The sequence below is a fragment of the Cupriavidus taiwanensis LMG 19424 genome (assembly GCF_000069785.1).
GTDB lineage: Bacteria > Pseudomonadota > Gammaproteobacteria > Burkholderiales > Burkholderiaceae > Cupriavidus > Cupriavidus taiwanensis.
Genome location: NC_010528.1, coordinates 3,272,865 through 3,289,348 on the forward strand (window position 1 = coordinate 3,272,865; position 16,484 = coordinate 3,289,348).

Annotated in this window: 16 protein-coding genes; 1 reads left to right on the plus strand and 15 read right to left on the minus strand. The window is 65.1% G+C overall.

The features are described from left to right. Positions 1-32: 32 nt before the first annotated feature. The 11 genes from RALTA_RS15135 to RALTA_RS15185 form a co-directional block, all read right to left on the minus strand. A complete protein-coding gene (locus RALTA_RS15135) occupies positions 33-578 on the minus strand; it encodes a F0F1 ATP synthase subunit delta (protein ID WP_012354281.1) in 546 nt (181 codons plus the stop codon). 2 nt (positions 579-580) lie between these two features. Then, positions 581-1,051, minus strand: coding sequence for a F0F1 ATP synthase subunit B (locus RALTA_RS15140; RefSeq protein ID WP_012354282.1), 471 nt, complete (start codon positions 1,049-1,051; stop codon positions 581-583). A 99-nt stretch (positions 1,052-1,150) separates the two neighbouring features. Next, positions 1,151-1,417, minus strand: coding sequence for a F0F1 ATP synthase subunit C (gene atpE, locus RALTA_RS15145; protein WP_011299478.1), 267 nt, complete (start codon positions 1,415-1,417; stop codon positions 1,151-1,153). A 71-nt stretch (positions 1,418-1,488) separates the two neighbouring features. Further along, entirely contained in the window at positions 1,489-2,355 is an 867-nt protein-coding gene (gene atpB / locus RALTA_RS15150; RefSeq protein ID WP_012354283.1) for a F0F1 ATP synthase subunit A, read from the minus strand. Between the two features lie 241 nt (positions 2,356-2,596). Beyond that, positions 2,597-3,103 (minus strand): ATP synthase subunit I, encoded by a 507-nt coding sequence (locus RALTA_RS15155; RefSeq protein ID WP_012354284.1) that lies wholly within the window; start codon positions 3,101-3,103, stop codon positions 2,597-2,599. 317 nt (positions 3,104-3,420) lie between these two features. Next, positions 3,421-4,323, minus strand: a complete 903-nt coding sequence (locus tag RALTA_RS15160) for a ParB/RepB/Spo0J family partition protein (protein ID WP_012354285.1) — start codon at positions 4,321-4,323, stop codon at positions 3,421-3,423. A 16-nt stretch (positions 4,324-4,339) separates the two neighbouring features. Beyond that, positions 4,340-5,113: a ParA family protein gene (locus tag RALTA_RS15165; RefSeq protein WP_012354286.1), complete on the minus strand. Its 774-nt coding sequence runs from the start codon at positions 5,111-5,113 to the stop codon at positions 4,340-4,342. 79 nt (positions 5,114-5,192) lie between these two features. Beyond that, the gene (rsmG, locus tag RALTA_RS15170) at positions 5,193-5,894 is read right to left on the minus strand and encodes a 16S rRNA (guanine(527)-N(7))-methyltransferase RsmG (RefSeq protein ID WP_041232229.1); all 702 of its coding nucleotides are present in this window, start codon (positions 5,892-5,894) and stop codon (positions 5,193-5,195) included. A gap of 23 nt (positions 5,895-5,917) precedes the next feature. After that, positions 5,918-7,876, minus strand: a complete 1,959-nt coding sequence (mnmG, locus tag RALTA_RS15175) for a tRNA uridine-5-carboxymethylaminomethyl(34) synthesis enzyme MnmG (protein WP_012354288.1) — start codon at positions 7,874-7,876, stop codon at positions 5,918-5,920. A gap of 211 nt (positions 7,877-8,087) precedes the next feature. Beyond that, positions 8,088-8,960, minus strand: coding sequence for an N-formylglutamate amidohydrolase (locus RALTA_RS15180; RefSeq protein ID WP_012354289.1), 873 nt, complete (start codon positions 8,958-8,960; stop codon positions 8,088-8,090). Between the two features lie 3 nt (positions 8,961-8,963). Beyond that, on the minus strand, positions 8,964-9,959 hold the full coding sequence (locus tag RALTA_RS15185; RefSeq protein WP_012354290.1) for a Bug family tripartite tricarboxylate transporter substrate binding protein: 996 nt from the start codon (positions 9,957-9,959) through the stop codon (positions 8,964-8,966). Positions 9,960-10,120: 161 nt separating this feature from the next. On the opposite strand from RALTA_RS15185, the gene RALTA_RS15190 reads away from it, so the two are divergent. Then, a complete protein-coding gene (locus tag RALTA_RS15190) occupies positions 10,121-11,056 on the plus strand; it encodes a LysR substrate-binding domain-containing protein (RefSeq protein ID WP_012354291.1) in 936 nt (311 codons plus the stop codon). A gap of 259 nt (positions 11,057-11,315) precedes the next feature. Here the strand turns inward: RALTA_RS15190 and RALTA_RS15195 are convergent, their stop codons facing one another. The 4 genes from RALTA_RS15195 to RALTA_RS15210 all read right to left on the minus strand — a co-directional run bounded on the left by RALTA_RS15195 (position 11,316) and on the right by RALTA_RS15210 (position 16,390). Continuing rightward, positions 11,316-12,059 (minus strand): ABC transporter ATP-binding protein, encoded by a 744-nt coding sequence (locus RALTA_RS15195; protein WP_012354292.1) that lies wholly within the window; start codon positions 12,057-12,059, stop codon positions 11,316-11,318. A 20-nt stretch (positions 12,060-12,079) separates the two neighbouring features. Continuing rightward, entirely contained in the window at positions 12,080-13,927 is a 1,848-nt protein-coding gene (locus RALTA_RS15200) for a branched-chain amino acid ABC transporter ATP-binding protein/permease (protein ID WP_012354293.1), read from the minus strand. A gap of 3 nt (positions 13,928-13,930) precedes the next feature. Further along, a complete protein-coding gene (locus tag RALTA_RS15205; protein ID WP_012354294.1) occupies positions 13,931-14,983 on the minus strand; it encodes a branched-chain amino acid ABC transporter permease in 1,053 nt (350 codons plus the stop codon). A 258-nt stretch (positions 14,984-15,241) separates the two neighbouring features. Then, positions 15,242-16,390 (minus strand): ABC transporter substrate-binding protein, encoded by a 1,149-nt coding sequence (locus RALTA_RS15210; protein ID WP_012354295.1) that lies wholly within the window; start codon positions 16,388-16,390, stop codon positions 15,242-15,244. Positions 16,391-16,484 lie beyond the last annotated feature (94 nt).

A 16,484-nucleotide genomic window follows, 5' to 3' on the forward strand; every position in this document is an offset into this window, starting at 1 on the left:
GCTCCTAATTCTTCAATCCGTCGGACGGCCGCTCAGGCGGCGGTCAGCGCGGTTTGCATGGCTGCCAGGCGCGCACGCACAGAGGTGTCGAGCACTTCGTCGCCAACCTTGACGCTGACGCCGCCGATCAGGGACGGGTCCACCGCCACCTGCGCGTACAGCTTGCGGCCGAACTTGCGTTCGAGTGCGGCGACCAGGTCGTTCAGCTGACCATCTTCCAGCGGGAAAGCGCTGGTGATTTCAACGTCGGACGACCCTTCGCGGGCGTTCTTGAGCGCATGGAACTGTTCGGCGATGTCGGGCATCACCGTCAGGCGGCCGTTTTCCACCAGCAGCTGCACGAAGCGGCGCGCTTCATCGCTGACGGGGGACTTCAGCACCGACAGGAACAGTTCGGCCAGCTTGTCGCCGGGAACGTTCGGATCGTCGGCGACCGCCTTCATGTCGGGATTGGCGGCAACCTGCCCCATCTCCGACACCAGCTCGGACCATGCACCCAGGTTGCCTGCGCTCGATTCACTGGCGACGCGGAACAGCGCCTCAGCGTAGGGACGGGCAATGGTTGCGGTTTCAGCCATGATTAGAGCTCAGCCTTGAGTTGATTGAGCAGGTCGGCGTGGACCTGCGCGTTCACTTCACGCTTGAGGATCTGCTCGGCACCCTTGACGGCGAGCACGGCAACCTGGTCACGCAGTGCTTCACGTGCGCGGGTAGCTTGCTGCTCGGCTTCGGCCTTGGCCTGGGCGATGATGCGTGCGGCTTCTGCCTGGGCGTTCTGCTTGATCTCGTCGGCCGTCAGCTGGGCGCGCTTCTCGGCGTCAGCGACACGTTGAGCGCCTTCGGTGCGGGCTTCGGCCATGGCCTGGTCCACACGCTTGTTGGCGAGTTCAAGCTCGGCCTTGCCCTTCTCGGCAGCGGCGAGGCCATCGGCGATCTTCTTTGCGCGTTCGTCGAGCGCCTTCACCAGCGGCGGCCAAATGAATTTGGCAACAACCCACCACAGGATGAAGAACACGACCATCTGCGCAAAAAACGTTGCGTTCAGATTCATGGTGTGTTCCTTTCGGTAATCAAACTACAGATAAATGCACAAAAGGCGGCCAGGCTGGTGGCCCGCGCCGCCCGTCAGCATCATGCAGACCGAAAAGAATTACTGGATGACAGCCAGCAGCGGGTTGGCAAACGCGAACAGCATTGCAACACCCACGCCGATCAGGAATGCCGCGTCGATCAGGCCGGCCAGCAGGAACATCTTGGTTTGCAGCGGGTTCATCAGCTCGGGCTGACGTGCGCAGGCTTCGATGTACTTGCCACCCATCAGGGCGATACCCAGGCAGGCGCCGATAGCGCCCAGGCCGATGATGATGCCGATACCGATGGCGGTCAGACCCTGGATGTTGGCGAGAAATGCTTGCATGATGACTCCTTTAATTTAGAGAGACTTAGAACCAAAAAACTAAAAAACCAAAAACCTGAAACTTGCAGCGATCAGTGGTGATCGTGAGCCTGGCCGATGTACACCAGCGTCAGCATCATGAAAATGAAGGCCTGGAGCAGGACGATCAGGATGTGGAAGATCGCCCAGACCGCGCCGGCCACGACATGGCCGACAAAGCCCAGCGCCGACAGGTCCGCGCTGAACGTCCAGATGGAACCCAGCAGCGCGATCAGCAGGAACACCAGTTCGCCGGCGTACATGTTGCCGAACAACCGCATGCCGAGCGAAACGGCCTTGGCCAGGAATTCGATGATGTTCAGGACCAGGTTGAACGGGGCCAGGTACCACTTGGCGCCGAACGGGGCCGAGAACAGCTCATGCATGAAGCCGCCCGCGCCCTTGATCTTGAAGCTGTAGTAGATCATCAGCACCAGCACGGCGCACGACATGCCCAGCGTGCCGTTCAGGTCGGCCGTGGCCACTGCGCGGTGGTGGGGGATATGGATGTGGAAGATCTCGAGGACCTTGTTCAGGCCGGTGACCCAGTCGACCGGAATCAGGTCGATCGCGTTCATCATGGTGATCCAGCAGAACACCATCAGCGCCAGCGGGGCGATCCACGAACGGTCGCCATGGATGATGCCCTTGGCCTGGTCGTCGACCATTTCGACAATCATTTCGACAAAGGCCTGGAAGCGGCCCGGCACGCCCGAGGTGACGCGGCGCGCGGCGGCGTACAGGAACAGCACGGCGATGGCGCCGCACAGCACCGACCAGAACACCGTGTCATAGTTGATCACGGAGAAATCGACCACGGACGCCTGCTTGCCGCCGACCGAGTTCAAGTTCTGCAAGTGTTCGGCGATATAGCCGGAGGGTGTCAGCACGTGTTCCGCGCTTTGGGTAGCTTCTGCCATTGTCGAATCGAACGGTATATTGCGAAATCTTCGGGCCGCGCGCCGCGCATTGTCGCAGCACCCGGTACGCGTCTTGCATTGCCTTCGGCGGATTCGCCGGTCACCGCGATGCAAGCGGGTTTCCAACCTTGGCCGTGTCCGGTGTCAGCGCCATGAAAACCGCCGCAGCCGTCACGGAAACTCTTGATATTCCGTCTTGGTGCCACCACTTGCGCAGCAAGCACCGTTTTCGAGCAGCGGCCTAGCGCAACGCCAGGGCCACCACCCAGTATGTCTTCAGCGCCAGCAGGAACGTGACCAGCATCGGCACCCAGCGCAGATCGCGGTACAGCACCACGACCAGCACCAGCAGCGCCACCGTGGCAAAGACCTTGATCGCCTCGCCCAGCACCAGTCCGCCCACCGAAGCACGATCGCGCGCCAGCCACAGGCGGAAGGCGAAGAACCCGCTCGGCACGAAGCACACCATGCCGCCGAACAGCGCCGACCATCCGTATGGCCCCGGTTCCTTCGCAAACAGCGCCCAGCACAGTGCCGACAGCAGGGAGACCGCCACCTGCGCCAGGACAACCTTGCCCGGGGTCATGCGCGAAGGACGCAGCGCGCGCTCGCCAAACAGCGTCACCGCCTCGGCATGCGACAGCGGATCGACAGCTTCTTCCTCACGGTCCGCGCCTTCTTTCCAGTCGTCCCAGTCATCTTCCTGACGGGACCCGGCGCCTCGTTGCTGACGGTCTCGAACCACCACCTGCCTGCCTTATCCGGGCCGGAACTTTTCGGCCCGACCAGAATTCAAACCGCACGATTTTAAGGGGAACTACTGATTCGCGTCAATCTGCTTACATTTACCTTGCAGTGCGTTGCGCACAACGGTTGCCATCACGATTGCATGATGGCTGCGCGAAAATTGCGCGGCAATGATGTTTGACGTAATTGGATTGCGCAGTGAACCCCGCGCATGATGGGGGATTACCGACCGGGCACGAGGTATACCGGGGATCGACGCGACCAGTGCTGCGTGCGCGCAACAGTCGACGCAGCAATGGCCGTTAATCGCGCAGTAAATCAGGCAGCCTGCTGCCCTTCGCGGGATTCGCGCAGGCGCGTCAGCACCCCTTCGAGCGCATCGTTGTTGCTGAAGTGGATCGTCAGCTGGCCCTTGCCGCGTGCCGACAGCTTGATCTGCACCGCCAGCCCGAGCGCATCCGACAACTCCTCTTCCAGCCGCGCCACGTCGCGCACGTTATTGGCGCCCTTCTGCTTGAGCGACTTGAGGTCGAACGGCTTCAGCGTGGAGGCCACCAGCTTCTCGGTCTCGCGCACCGACAGCCGCTTGTTGACAATCTGGTTGGCCAGCGTGATCTGGTTGGCGCCGTCCACGGCCAGCAGCGCGCGCGCATGGCCCATGTCGAGGTCACCGGCCATCAGCATGGTTTGCACCGGCGCGGCCAGGTTCAGCAGGCGCAGCAGGTTGGACACCGCGCTGCGCGAGCGGCCGACGGACTCGGCCGCCTGCTCGTGCGTGAAACGGAACTCGCGGATCAGCCGCATGATGCCCTGCGCTTCTTCAAGCGGATTCAGGTCTTCGCGCTGGATGTTTTCAATCAGCGCCATCGCCGCCGCGGCTTCGTCGGCGACGTCCTTGACCAGCACCGGCACCTTGTCCAGGCCGGCCAGCCTGGAAGCGCGGAAGCGCCGCTCGCCGGCAATGATCTCGTAGCGATCGGGCTCGGCCACGCGCCGCACCAGGATCGGCTGCATCAGGCCCTGGGCGCGGATACTCGCGGCCAGCTCCTGCAGCGCGCCCTCGTCCATGCGGGTGCGCGGCTGGTACTTGCCCGGCTGCAGCTGATTCAGGTTCAGCACGGTGGGCGCGCCCTCCTGCTTGACCGACTCGACGATCTCGGCGGGCCCGCCCAACAGCGCTTCGAGGCCGCGGCCCAGGCCCTTCTTCTTTGCAGTGCTCATGCTCTTGCCCTCTCCTTCAGCCCAACTGCCGGACCCGCGCGATCATCTCCGCGCCGAAGTCCAGGTACGCCTTGGCACCCTTCGATGACGGATCGAACGCCACGCCCGGCATGCCATAGGACGGTGCCTCGGCCAGCCGCACATTGCGCGGGATCAGGGTCTTGAAGACCTTTTCCCCGAAGTGCGATTCCAGTTGCGCCGACACTTGCTGCTGCAGCGTCACGCGCGGATCGAACATCACGCGAAGCAGGCCGATCACCTGCAGGTCGCGGTTCAGGTTGGCGTGCACCTGCTTGATGGTGTTGACCAGATCCGACAACCCTTCCAGCGCAAAATACTCGCACTGCATCGGCACGATCACGCCGTGCGCCGCGCACAAGCCGTTCAGCGTCAGCAGCGACAGCGACGGCGGGCAATCGATCAGCACGAAGTCATAGTCACCGTCGACCTCCGCGATGGCCTGGCGCAGCCGCCGCTCGCGCTGGTCCAGCTCGACCAGCTCCACTTCCGCGCCGGCCAGTTCGCGATTGGCCGGCAGCACGTCGTACTTTCCGGTTTCGGAGCGCTGGCGCGCCTGCGGGATCCCGGCCAGGCCGACCAGCACCTGGTACACACTGGTTTCCAGCGCCTGCTTGTCGATGCCGGAACCCATCGAGGCATTGCCCTGCGGATCCAGGTCGACCAGCAGCACGCGCTGGCCCTGCGCCGCCAGGCCAGCGGCAAGGTTTACCGTGGTGGTGGTCTTGCCTACCCCGCCCTTCTGGTTTGCGATCACGAATACCTTGGCCATAAGCTCCTGCGGCTCCTGCTTCAATTCATCCAGCCAGCACGCGGCTGGCAGTTCGCGGCGCACGGCGCCGCGGCGTAGGTCATGCGGGGGCGCCCGCCCGGCGCGACAGCACCACCAGGTGGCGCTCCGCGTCCAGCCCGGGCACGGTCAGCCGCGGCACGGCGTCGACCTGCCATTGCGCCATCATTCCGGCGGTTTCCATGCGGTCCAGCTCGGCCTGCGGGTACACGCCCTTCATCGCGATCAGCTTGCCGCCGGGCGCGAGCAGCTGGCCCGACAGGTTCACGAAATCCGTCAGTTCGGCAAACGCGCGCGAGGTGATCACGGCAAAGCCATCGGCGTCGTCCAGCTTCTCCACCGGGCCCCAATGCGCGGCGGCGTTGGACAGACCCAGCTGGGCCCGGCACTGCGTCAGGAAGGCCGTCTTCTTCTGCACGATGTCGACCATCAGCACCGACACATCGGGACAGGCGATGGCCAACGGCAGGCCGGGCATGCCGCCGCCGGAGCCCACATCTAGCACCCTGCCCCGCGCCGGCGCCGCGACTTCTACAGCGCGGGCGGCCTGCGCCAGCGCCGGCACTGCAGCGAGCGAATCCAGCATGTGATGCGTGAGCATCTCATCAGGGTGCCGGATCGCGGTCAGGTTGTAGACGCCGTTCCATTTGCGCAGCAGGGCCAGGTACGCGAACAGCGTATCAATCTGGGCCGGCGCCAATGCCAGCCCGATCTCGGCCAAGCCTGCTTCAAGGCGACGACGCTGCGTGGCGTCATCGGTCATGGTTTGTCGCGGAGCGGGCACTCTCAGGCAGCCTCTTCACCGTTGCCGGACGATGCGCCGGCGTCCGCACGGCCGCGGCCCAGTCCCTTTTTCTTCAGGTGTACCAACAGCAGCGAGACCGCCGCCGGCGTCACACCCGAGATGCGCGAAGCCTGGCCCAGCGTTTCCGGGCGATGCTGGTTCAGCTTCTGGCTGACTTCGAAACCCAGCCCGCGCACCTCGGTGTAATCCAGCCCTTCTGGCAGGCGCGTCGATTCGTTGGCTTCCAGCTTGTCGACCTCGGCCGCCTGGCGGGCGATATAGCCGTGGTACTTGATGCCGATCTCGATCTGCTCGCGGATCTGCTCCGCCAGCATCGGCTCCGCATCCAACGGTGCCTCGGGAGCATGGCGGCCGCCCTGGAGTGCCATCAGGGCTTCGTAGCTGACTTCCGGGCGACGCAGCAGGTCGGCCAGGCTGTACTCGCGCTCGATAGGCTTGCCCAGCAGCGGCACTGCCTCTTCGGCCGGCAGCATCGACGGATTTACCCAGGTGCTCTTCAGGCGTTCTGTTTCACGTGAAACAGCGTCGCGCTTGCGGTTGAACGCGTCCCAGCGCGCATCATCGACCACGCCCAGTTCGCGGCCCACTTCGGTCAGGCGCATATCGGCGTTGTCTTCGCGCAAGCTGAGGCGGAACTCTGCGCGGCTGGTGAACATGCGGTACGGCTCGGTCACGCCACGCGTGATCAGGTCGTCGACCAGCACGCCCAGATAAGCCTGGTCACGGCGCGGCGTCCACGGATCGCGTTCGCGCACGTAGCAACCGGCATTGATACCGGCCAGCAGGCCCTGCGCCGCGGCTTCTTCATAACCGGTCGTGCCATTGATCTGGCCGGCGAAGAACAGGCCCCGGATCGCCTTGCTCTCCAGCGATGCCTTCAGGCCGCGCGGATCGAAGTAGTCATATTCGATCGCATAGCCAGGACGCAGGATATGTGCGTTTTCCAGGCCGCGAATCGAATGCACCAGCTCCAGCTGCACGTCGAACGGCAGGCTGGTCGAGATCCCGTTGGGATAGAACTCGTTGGTGGTCAGGCCTTCCGGCTCCAGGAAGATCTGATGACTTTCCTTGCTGGCAAAGCGATGGATCTTGTCCTCGATGCTGGGGCAGTAACGCGGCCCTACCCCCTCGATCACGCCGGTGTACATCGGCGAGCGATCCAGCCCGCCGCGAATGATGTCGTGGGTACGGCTGTTCGTATGGGTAATCCAGCATGGCAGCTGCTGCGGGTGCTGTTCGGGGCGACCGAGGAAGGAGAAGACCGGTACGGGATCCAGGTCGCCTGGCTGCTCTTCCATCACGGAAAAATCGATGGTGCGCCCGTCGATGCGCGGCGGCGTGCCGGTCTTGAGGCGGCCTTGGGGCAGCTTCAGGTCCTTCAGGCGTGCCGACAGCGACACCGCAGCAGGGTCGCCGGCACGGCCTCCCGTGTAATTGTCCAGCCCGACGTGGATCTTGCCGTCCAGGAAGGTGCCGGCCGTCAGCACGACCGCACGCGCGCGGAAGGCGATGCCGACCTGCGTCATGGCGCCGACGACACGGTCGCCCTCGACCATCAGGTCGTCCACGGCTTGCTGGAACAGCATCAGGTTCGGCTGGTTCTCCAGCCGGGTGCGGATCGCCTTGCGATACAGCACCCGGTCAGCCTGGGCACGAGTGGCACGCACGGCCGGCCCCTTGCTGGAATTCAGGATGCGGAACTGGATGCCGGCCTCGTCCGTGGCCGCGGCCATGGCGCCGCCCATGGCGTCCACCTCTTTGACCAGGTGCCCCTTGCCGATACCGCCGATCGACGGGTTGCAGCTCATCTGCCCAAGCGTCTCGATGTTATGGGTCAGCAGCAGCGTCTGGCAGCCCATGCGGGCCGCAGCAAGGGCGGCTTCAGTGCCGGCATGGCCACCGCCGACGACGATGACGTCGAATTCTTTCGGGTAAAGCATGGGACACCTCCTCCGGGAGGCTGGCGGGAAAATTCGGGAATGCGAAATTATAGCGGCATTCGACTTATCACTTTCCGGCGGACACCATGTTTCACGTGAAACATGCCGCTTGCGGTACGTCATCAGTCGCCTGAAAGCGACGTTGTGTTTCACGTGAAACAAAATGGCCGGGCGCAAGGCCCGGCCATAGGTTTCACGTGGAACAAGCGCCTCAGAGCTTGGAACGGATATAGGCCGCCACTTGCTCGGTCAGCTTGCCCAGGTCGCGCTGCAGCGAAGCGAAGCCGGCATTGCGCTCCCGGGTCACCTCATCCATGTACAGCGGCCGCCGGATCTCGATCTGCAGGCTGTTGCGCCGCTCCGCCGGACGCCCGATCTGCGCGATCAACTGCACGCCCTTGTACGGATCGTTGCGCGCGACGGTGTAGCCCATGCCACGCAGCTCCCGCTCGACCAGATCCACCAGGCCCGGCTCGCAAGTCGTGCCATCGCGGTCTCCCAGCACGAAGTCGGCCAGCGGGTGCGCGCTGGCGATCTTCAGGCGCTCGTAGGCGTTGTTCGGCATGGAGTGCAGGTTGAGGTGCCAGAGTGCGCCAAAGCGCGCGTAGGCGCCCTCCACGGCCTCGGCCAGCGCCGCGTGGTACGGCCGATAGTAGCGCTCGATGCGGGCCTGCACTTCCGCGACCGACAACCGGCGGTCGTAGATCGGCGTTGCCGCGTCGATCCGGCTCCAGATCAGGCCGAAGCCCAGCTGCGTCTTCGGTCCCGGCGCCAGCGCCGTCGGCCAGGCGCCGTCTAGCTGGGCGGGATCGATATCGTCGGCCATCCGGTTCGGGTCGATGTAGACGCGCGGGAAGGTCGCCGCCAGCAGCGTGCCGCCCGCGGCGGGCACGGCCTGCCACAGCGCATCCACATGCGTGTCCTCACCGCCGCGCAGGCGCGCAGCAGGCACCGCGGCGCCAAAGTCAGCCGGGTAAGCGGTACCGCTATGCGGCGAATCACACACCAGCGGCAGCGCCTCCCCTTCCGGCAAGCGCACGATCACCGGCGGCAGCGCGGCCGGCTGGTTGGTTGCTTCCGCCATGCCTCAGTCCAGCTTGATCTCGGCAGCCTTGGCCACGCGAGCGTAACGGGCCATGGCCTGCTGGATCTGTGCCTTGAACTGTTCCGGCGTGGTCGGCACCAGGGTGCCGCCAGACTCTTCCACCTTGCGCTTGAACTCGGGATTCTGCATGGCCTTGTGGATCACCTGGTTCAGCCTGGCAACGATGGCGGGCGGCGTATTGGCGGGCGCGACAATGCCGAACCAGCCGCCTTCACCCATGTCCTTGAAGCCCAGTTCGGCGTACGTCGGCACGTTGGGCAGCTGCGCGGAGCGGGCCGCGCCCAGCACCGCCAGCGCGCGCAGCCGACCGGCCTTCACGTGCGGCAGCGTCGACGACAGGTTGTCGGTGATGGCATTCACCTGCCCTGCCACGGCGTCGTTCAGCGCCAGGCCTGCGCCCTTGTACGGCACGTGAAGCAGGTCGATCTTGGCCAGCATCATGAAGTTCTCGATATTGACGTGGCCCAGCGAGCCTGCCCCCGGCGAGGCAAAGCTGTATTTGCCCGGATTGGCCTTGGCAAGCGCGATGAACTCTTGCATGGTCTTGGCCGGCACGCTCGGGTGCACCGCGAACACGCTGGGGATCGCCACCACGTTGGTGACCGGGGCAAAGTCCTTGATCGGGTCGTACTTGAGCTTGGGGTAGACGGCCGGATTGGAGCCATGCGTGCTGACGGTGGCCATGCCGATGGTGTAGCCATCCGGCGCAGCATTGGCGACCTGCTCCATGCCCAGCGAACCGCCGGCGCCGCCCTTGTTTTCCACGACGATCGACTGCCCCAGCTCGCGGCCGGCAAACTCCGCTACCAGGCGCGCCGACAGGTCGGTGGAGCCGCCGGCGGCAAACGGCACGATCAGTCGGATCGGGCGGGTCGGGTAGTTGGCCTGTGCCAGCGCGCCGCCGGCAAAGAGCAGCGTGGCGGTGGCGGCGGTGCCGGTCAGCAGCAGCTGGCGGCGGGACATCCGGGCTCGGATCATGGGGTTTCTCCTGTTGGTGTCTTGTGCATGAACCGGGCGAGTGTCAGCCGTTTACCGGCCGCGCGCAAACGACTATATTGCACCTTTGCATTACCAAAGATCATCCTTGCGCCGGGCGCGGCAAAGCGCCCTCCCCCGCGCTCCGCCCCCTGCCCTGCGCCATGCGGTTGCATTCCCCTTCGATGTCCGAGTTGCACGCCTTTGCCACCGCGGCACGGCTGGGCAGCTTTACGCGCGCGGCGGAAGAACTGTGTGTGACGCAGGGCGCGATCAGCCGCGCCATCGCAAGGCTGGAGGCGCATTTCGGCCAGCCGCTGCTGCAGCGTAACGCCCACCGCCTGGGGCTGACCGATGCCGGGCGCCACTTGCTCGAGGCCGTGGCCGAGCCGCTCGCCGCGATCGAGCATGCCAGCGCCGCCTTGCGCGCCGGCGACCGCCGGCACCATCTGACCCTGTCGGTGGTGCCGACCCTCGCCAGCGTCTGGCTGGTGCCGCGCCTGCCGGATTTTCACCGCCGGCATCCGGAAATCCGCCTGGACTTCGTCCCCTACCAGCGTGACGAAGACTTGTCCGGACCCTCCCCCGACGCCGCCATCCTGGCGGGCGAAGCCGGCAAATGGCCTAGCCTGCAGGCCGACTACGTGGTCGGTCGGGAAATGGTGCCGGTGTGCCACCCCGACCGCCTGCGCGCCCGGCGTGAGGCCGGCCGCTGGCAGTCTCCGGGGGAGCTGCTGGACGAGCCGCTGCTCTACCACACCACCGCGCCGGCGAACTGGCAAAACTGGCTGCTGGCGGCCGGCGTACTCAACGCTGCGCCCCGGTTATCCACAGCGTTCGACCAGGTCTCGATCCTGATCCAGGCAGTGCGCGCCGACATGGGCGTGGCGGTGCTGCAGCGCTGCCTGGTACGCGAGGAAATTGCGGCGGGACGCGTGGCAGCACCGTTCGACCTGCCGATTACGCTGCAACGCGGCTATTTTCTGTGCGCGCCAAGGGAGCGACGCGATCATCCGGCGTTGCATTGCTTCCGCACGTGGCTACTGGAAACGGCGGCTGAGGATACCGCCCGGGAAAACGCCGCGCTATTCAGCAGATAACTTTCAGATCTGCATTTCCACGCAAACACATCCGTCGGGTGAATTTTTCTCGCACCACCATCAAACCGATGGATGAAATGATAAGATCTACAAGTCCAAACATCCATCAAACAAATAGCAGCGGGGCTTGGGTCAGAGGCGCGGCCGCGCACAGAGTTGACCCCCCGGAAAATCAGGTTATCCCCAAAGTTATTCACACCACCAATAACAAAGGGCCCGCTTGCGCGGGCCCTCATTCTTCAGGCGAAATCGGGGTCGACTAAGCCACCTTTTTTGCCAGACCAAGATAGGTTTCGATAACCTTCGGATTCGCCGCCAGTTCATCGGCCGGCCCTTCCATCGCCATATCGCCGGTCTCGATCACATACCCGTAGTCTGCCACCTGCAGCGCCGCGCGCGCGTTCTGCTCGATCAGCAGCGTGGCCACTCCGGTCTGGCGCAGGTTGCTGATGATGTGGAAGATCTCCTTGACGATCAGCGGGGCAAGGCCAAGGCTGGGCTCGTCCAGCATCAGCAACTGCGGCTTGGCCATCAGCGCGCGGCCCACCGCCAGCATCTGGCGCTCGCCGCCCGAGAGCGTGCCGGCGTCCTGGCGCGCGCGCTCGCGCAAGCGCGGGAACAGGTCATAGACCACCTCCATCTGATCCAGGTATTGCTTGTCGCCGGCGCGCTTGCGGCGGAAGGCGCCAAGCTGCAGGTTGTCCTCCACCGTCATCGAGGCGAACAGCTCGCGTTTTTCCGGCACCAGGCACATGCCCCGCGCGACCCGCCCTTCCACCGGGATGCCGGCCATGTCATGGCCCAGGTAGCTGACTGTGCCGCTGGACGATCCCGTCACCGGCAGCGCGCCCATGATGGCATTGAGCATGGTCGACTTGCCGGCGCCATTCGGTCCGATCACGGTGACGATGCGGCCGGCCTCGACTTTCAGGCTGGCGCCGTGCACCGCCTCGACCTTGCCATAGCGCACATGCAGTTCCTTCACTTCCAGAATCAGGCTCATGTCGGGTCCGTGCTCCACATTTATTCCACGCCGCCCAGGTAGGCTTCCAGCACCGCAGGGTTCTTCTGCACCTCCTCGGGCACGCCCTCGGCGATGCGCGAGCCGAATTCCATGACCACCAGCCGGTCGGTCAGGTTCATCACGAAGTCCATGTCGTGCTCGACCAGCAGCACGCTCATGCCTTCGCCGCGCAGCTTGCGCAGCAGTTCGGCCAGCGCCTGCTTTTCCTTGTAGCGCAGGCCGGCGGCAGGCTCGTCGAGCAGCAGCAGCGCCGGGTCGCAGCACAACGCGCGCGCGATTTCCAGGATGCGTTGCTGGCCCAGCGCCAGGCTGCCGGCTTCCATGTACATGCAGTCGGCCAGGCCGACGCGCTCCAGCTGGCGCTTCGCCTCGAACAGCAGCTTCTCTTCCTCGACCTTGTTCATGCGCAGGATCGCCGCGCAGACACCACCCTGCGCGCGGAAGTCGCCACGCAGGTGCGCGCCGATGGCGACGTTTTCCAGCACCGTCATGGTCGGCAACAGGTGCACGTGCTGGAAGGTGCGGCCGATGCCGCGCTTGACGATCTCGCGCGACGGCAGGCCCGAGATCACCTCGCCGCGGTAGCGCACCTCGCCGCCAGAGACCGGCAGCACGCCGGTGACCAGGTTGAAGGTGGTGGACTTGCCCGCGCCGTTGGGTCCGATCAGACCGATGATCTCGCCGGCGCGCACCTGGAAGCTGACATCGTTGACCGCGACCAGCCCGCCGAACTGCTTGCGCGCGGCGCGCACATCCAGGATCAGCTCGCCCGCCTCGGGCTTCTGGCGCACCGCCAGCCCCGCGGCCTGACCCGGCGCGAGCACCGGCGGCCCGGATGGCACCAGGCGCCGCAGGAACGGCCAGATGCCATCGCGCGCGTACTGCAGCAGCAGCACCAGCAGCACGCCGAAGACGATGATCTCGAAGTTGCCGTTGGCACCGAGCAGCTTGGGCAGCACGCCCTGCAGCACGTCCTTCAGGATAGTCAGGATGCCCGCACCCAATACTGCGCCCCACACGTGGCCGACGCCGCCGACCACGGCCATGAACAGGTACTCGATGCCGTAGTTCAGTCCGAACGGCGTCGGGTTCACCGCGCGCTGCAGGTGTGCATACAGGAAGCCGGACACGCATGCCAGGATCGCCGCGACCACGAAGATCACCACCTTCATCCACGCGGTGTTCACGCCCATGGCCTCGGCCATCACGCCGCCGCCCTTGAGCGCGCGGATGGCGCGCCCCGGGCGCGAGTTCAGCAGGTTCTGCATCGCCAGCACCGCCAGCAGCACCACCGCCCAGATCAGGTAAAACATCGAACGGCCGGACTGCAGTTCGATGCCGAAGAACGACAGCACCGGGATCCCGTTCAGCCCGTCATACTTGCCCAGGAACTCCAGGTTGCCGAACAGGAAGAACAGCGACAGGCCCCAGGCGATGGTCGCCAGCGGCAAGTAGTGCCCGGACATGCGCATCGTGATCAGCCCGATCACATAGGCCGAGGCCATGGTGATCACCAGCCCCACCAGCAGGCCGAACCACGGCGACAGCCCGAACTGCGTCGTCAGGTACGCGGTGCTGTACGCACCCAGCCCCACGAACGCCGCCTGCCCGAACGAGGTCATGCCGCCCACGCCGGTAAGCAGCACCAGCCCGATCGCGACAATGCTGTACAGCCCGATGTAGTTGCCCAGCGTGATCCAGAATTCCGGGGTCGGCAGCACCGGCAGCGCCGCCAGCACCACGATCAGGACCAGCACCAGCACCAGCACCCGGTTGCGGTTCAGCCGCGCGCGGCTGCCGGCCTCGGCATGGGTCACGCCGGCCTGCTTGTCGGTCAGCATGGTCATGGCTTATTCCTCCTCCTCGACATGCTTGCTCGTCAGCGAGCGCCACAGCAGCACCGGAATGATCAGTGTGAAGACGATGACCTCCTTGAACGCGCTGGCCCAGAAGGACGAATACGATTCCAGCAGCCCCACCAGCAGCGCGCCGAGCGCCGCCACCGGATAGCTGACCAGGCCGCCGACGATGGCGCCGACAAAGCCCTTCAGCCCCACCAGGAAGCCCGACTCGTAGTACACCGTGGTCAGCGGCGCGATCAGGATGCCGCACAGCGCGCCCATCGCCGCCGCCAGCGTGAACGACAGCCGCCCCGCCTGCGTGGTGCCGATGCCGACCAGGCGCGCGCCCAGCCGGTTCACGGCGGTCGCGCGCAACGCCTTGCCCTGCAGCGTGCGTTCGAAATAGAAATAGAGCGCGCCGATCAACAGCGCCGACACCGCCACTACCCACAGGCTCTGGCCCGAGATACTGAGCGCGCCCACCTCGAAGCGCGCATCCGAAAACGGATTGGTGCGCGAGCCCTCGGCGCCGAACATCACCAGCCCCAGCCCCACCAGCGCGAAGTGCACGCCGACCGATACGATCAGCAGCACCAGCGTGCTGGCCTCGGCCAGCGGCTGGTAGGCCAGCCGGTACAGCATCGGCCCCAGCGGAATAATGACCAGCAGCGTCAGGGCGACCTGCGCCAGCATCGGCAGCGGCTGCGCACCATACTGCTGTACCACCCAGTGCACCGCCAGCGGAAACACCAGGTACTTGCCGGCCAGAACCGCCAGGCGCTGGCCCAGCGTGCGCCGCAATTCGGCGCTGCGCAGCACGGTGACGGTCTCATAGAGAAAGGTCAGCACGCCCATCGCTACCAGCAGCCAGCTGGTTTGCGGGGCATGACCGGCCTGCATCGCCGCCAGTGTCAGCGCGCCGTAGGCAACGAATTCCCCTTGCGGGATGAAGATGACGCGGGTCACCGAGAACACCAGCACCAGCGCCAGTGCCAGCAGCGCGTAAATCGCGCCCGAGGTGATGCCGTCCTGCGCCAGGATGGCGGCGATAGATAGGTCCATTGTCTCCCCGTCTTGTTGGAAAACCTGCCTGCATCGAACGGGATCAGCGGGGCGCCGACGGGCCGACAGGATAGTGCGCGCTTTGGGTTACGAAATAGTAAACGGGTTGCGCAATGCGGAAATACAGAGCAACCCTAGGTTGGCGGGCGTCGACCCACCGACGCGCCAGAAAAAAGGGCGCATGGTCAGCCATGCGCCCTGCTTCACTGCGGAACCGGCATGCCTTGCCGGCCGGATCCAGACGCGCGGGTCAGCCGCTTATTTCAGCAGCTTCCACTTGCCGTCGACGATCTGCACCATCACGCGCGCGCGCTGGTCGAAGCCGAGGTGGTCGGTGGCGCTCATGTTCATGATGCCATGCGACACCGGCAGGTTCTTGGTCTGCTCCATGGCGTCGCGCAGGGCCTTGCGGAACTCCTTGGTACCCGGCTGGCCCTTCTTCAGCGCTTCCGGGATGGCGTGCTGCAGGATCAGGCCCGCATCCCAGGCATGGCCGCCGAAGGTCGAGACCTGGCCGCCGAAGGCCTTTTCATACGCGGTCTTGTAGGCCAGCGCCGGCTTCTTTACCGGATTGCTGTCGGGCAGCTGCTCGGCCACCAGCAGCGGGCCGGCGGGCAGGAAGGTGCCTTCGCAGTCCTTGCCGCACACGCGCAGGAAGTCGGCATTGGCCACGCCGTGGGTCTGGTAGATCTTGCCCTTGTAGCCACGCTCCTTGAGCGTCTTGGCCGGCAGCGCCGCGGGCGTGCCCGAGCCGGCGATCAGCACCGCGTCGGCATTGGCGCCCATCATCTTCAGCACCTGCCCGGTGACCGAGGTGTCGGTACGGGCAAAGCGCTCGTTGGCGACCACCTTGATCTTGCGCAGCTCGGCGACCTTGGCGAATTCCTGCGCCCAGCTGTCGCCATAGGCATCAGCGAAGCCGATGAACGCCACCGTCTTCACGTTGTTGTTGCTCATGTGCTCGGCAATGGCGGTGGCCATGTGCGAGTCGTTCTGCGGGGTCTTGAAGACCCACGCGCGCTTGGCATCCATCGGCTCGATGATGCGGGCCGAGGCGGCCATGGTGATCATCGGCGTCTCGTTCTCGGCCGCCACGTCGACCATCGCCAGCGAGTTGGGCGTGACGGTCGAACCCACCATCACGTCGACCTTGTCTTCGCTGATCAGCTTGCGCGTGTTCTTGACCGCCGTGGTCGTGTCCGAGGCATCGTCCAGCACGATGTACTCGATCTTCTTGCCCGCGATCTCCTTGGGCATCAGCGTGAAGGTGTTCTTTTCCGGAATGCCCAGCGATGCCGCCGGACCGGTGGCCGACACCGTCACCCCGACCTTGACCTGCGCCTGGGCGGCACCGGCAACCAGGCTGGCCGCAGCGATTGCCAGCAGGCTGGCGCGCTTGAAATCCATCTTGTCTCCTTCGGTTCCTGAAACGGAAAGGCATCCGTCCGGCGTCCGCCGGCGGATGCCCCTTTTTTGGATCGACCCCTCGGGTCAACGCAGG

What these genes read in the sequence shown, in the direction of transcription:
- RALTA_RS15205 (WP_012354294.1), bottom strand. Translation starts at nt 14,983, where the DNA reads ATGGACCTATCTATCGCCGCCATCCTGGCGCAGGACGGCATCACCTCG.
- RALTA_RS15195 (WP_012354292.1), bottom strand. Translation starts at nt 12,059, where the DNA reads ATGAGCCTGATTCTGGAAGTGAAGGAACTGCATGTGCGCTATGGCAAG.
- RALTA_RS15165 (WP_012354286.1), bottom strand. Translation starts at nt 5,113, where the DNA reads ATGGCCAAGGTATTCGTGATCGCAAACCAGAAGGGCGGGGTAGGCAAG.
- rsmG (WP_041232229.1), bottom strand. Translation starts at nt 5,894, where the DNA reads ATGACCGATGACGCCACGCAGCGTCGTCGCCTTGAAGCAGGCTTGGCC.
- RALTA_RS15185 (WP_012354290.1), bottom strand. Translation starts at nt 9,959, where the DNA reads ATGATCCGAGCCCGGATGTCCCGCCGCCAGCTGCTGCTGACCGGCACC.
- mnmG (WP_012354288.1), bottom strand. Translation starts at nt 7,876, where the DNA reads ATGCTTTACCCGAAAGAATTCGACGTCATCGTCGTCGGCGGTGGCCAT.
- RALTA_RS15160 (WP_012354285.1), bottom strand. Translation starts at nt 4,323, where the DNA reads ATGAGCACTGCAAAGAAGAAGGGCCTGGGCCGCGGCCTCGAAGCGCTG.
- atpB (WP_012354283.1), bottom strand. Translation starts at nt 2,355, where the DNA reads ATGGCAGAAGCTACCCAAAGCGCGGAACACGTGCTGACACCCTCCGGC.
- RALTA_RS15190 (WP_012354291.1), top strand. Translation starts at nt 10,121, where the DNA reads ATGCGGTTGCATTCCCCTTCGATGTCCGAGTTGCACGCCTTTGCCACC.
- RALTA_RS15140 (WP_012354282.1), bottom strand. Translation starts at nt 1,051, where the DNA reads ATGAATCTGAACGCAACGTTTTTTGCGCAGATGGTCGTGTTCTTCATC.
- RALTA_RS15200 (WP_012354293.1), bottom strand. Translation starts at nt 13,927, where the DNA reads ATGACCATGCTGACCGACAAGCAGGCCGGCGTGACCCATGCCGAGGCC.
- atpE (WP_011299478.1), bottom strand. Translation starts at nt 1,417, where the DNA reads ATGCAAGCATTTCTCGCCAACATCCAGGGTCTGACCGCCATCGGTATC.
- RALTA_RS15180 (WP_012354289.1), bottom strand. Translation starts at nt 8,960, where the DNA reads ATGGCGGAAGCAACCAACCAGCCGGCCGCGCTGCCGCCGGTGATCGTG.
- RALTA_RS15210 (WP_012354295.1), bottom strand. Translation starts at nt 16,390, where the DNA reads ATGGATTTCAAGCGCGCCAGCCTGCTGGCAATCGCTGCGGCCAGCCTG.
- RALTA_RS15135 (WP_012354281.1), bottom strand. Translation starts at nt 578, where the DNA reads ATGGCTGAAACCGCAACCATTGCCCGTCCCTACGCTGAGGCGCTGTTC.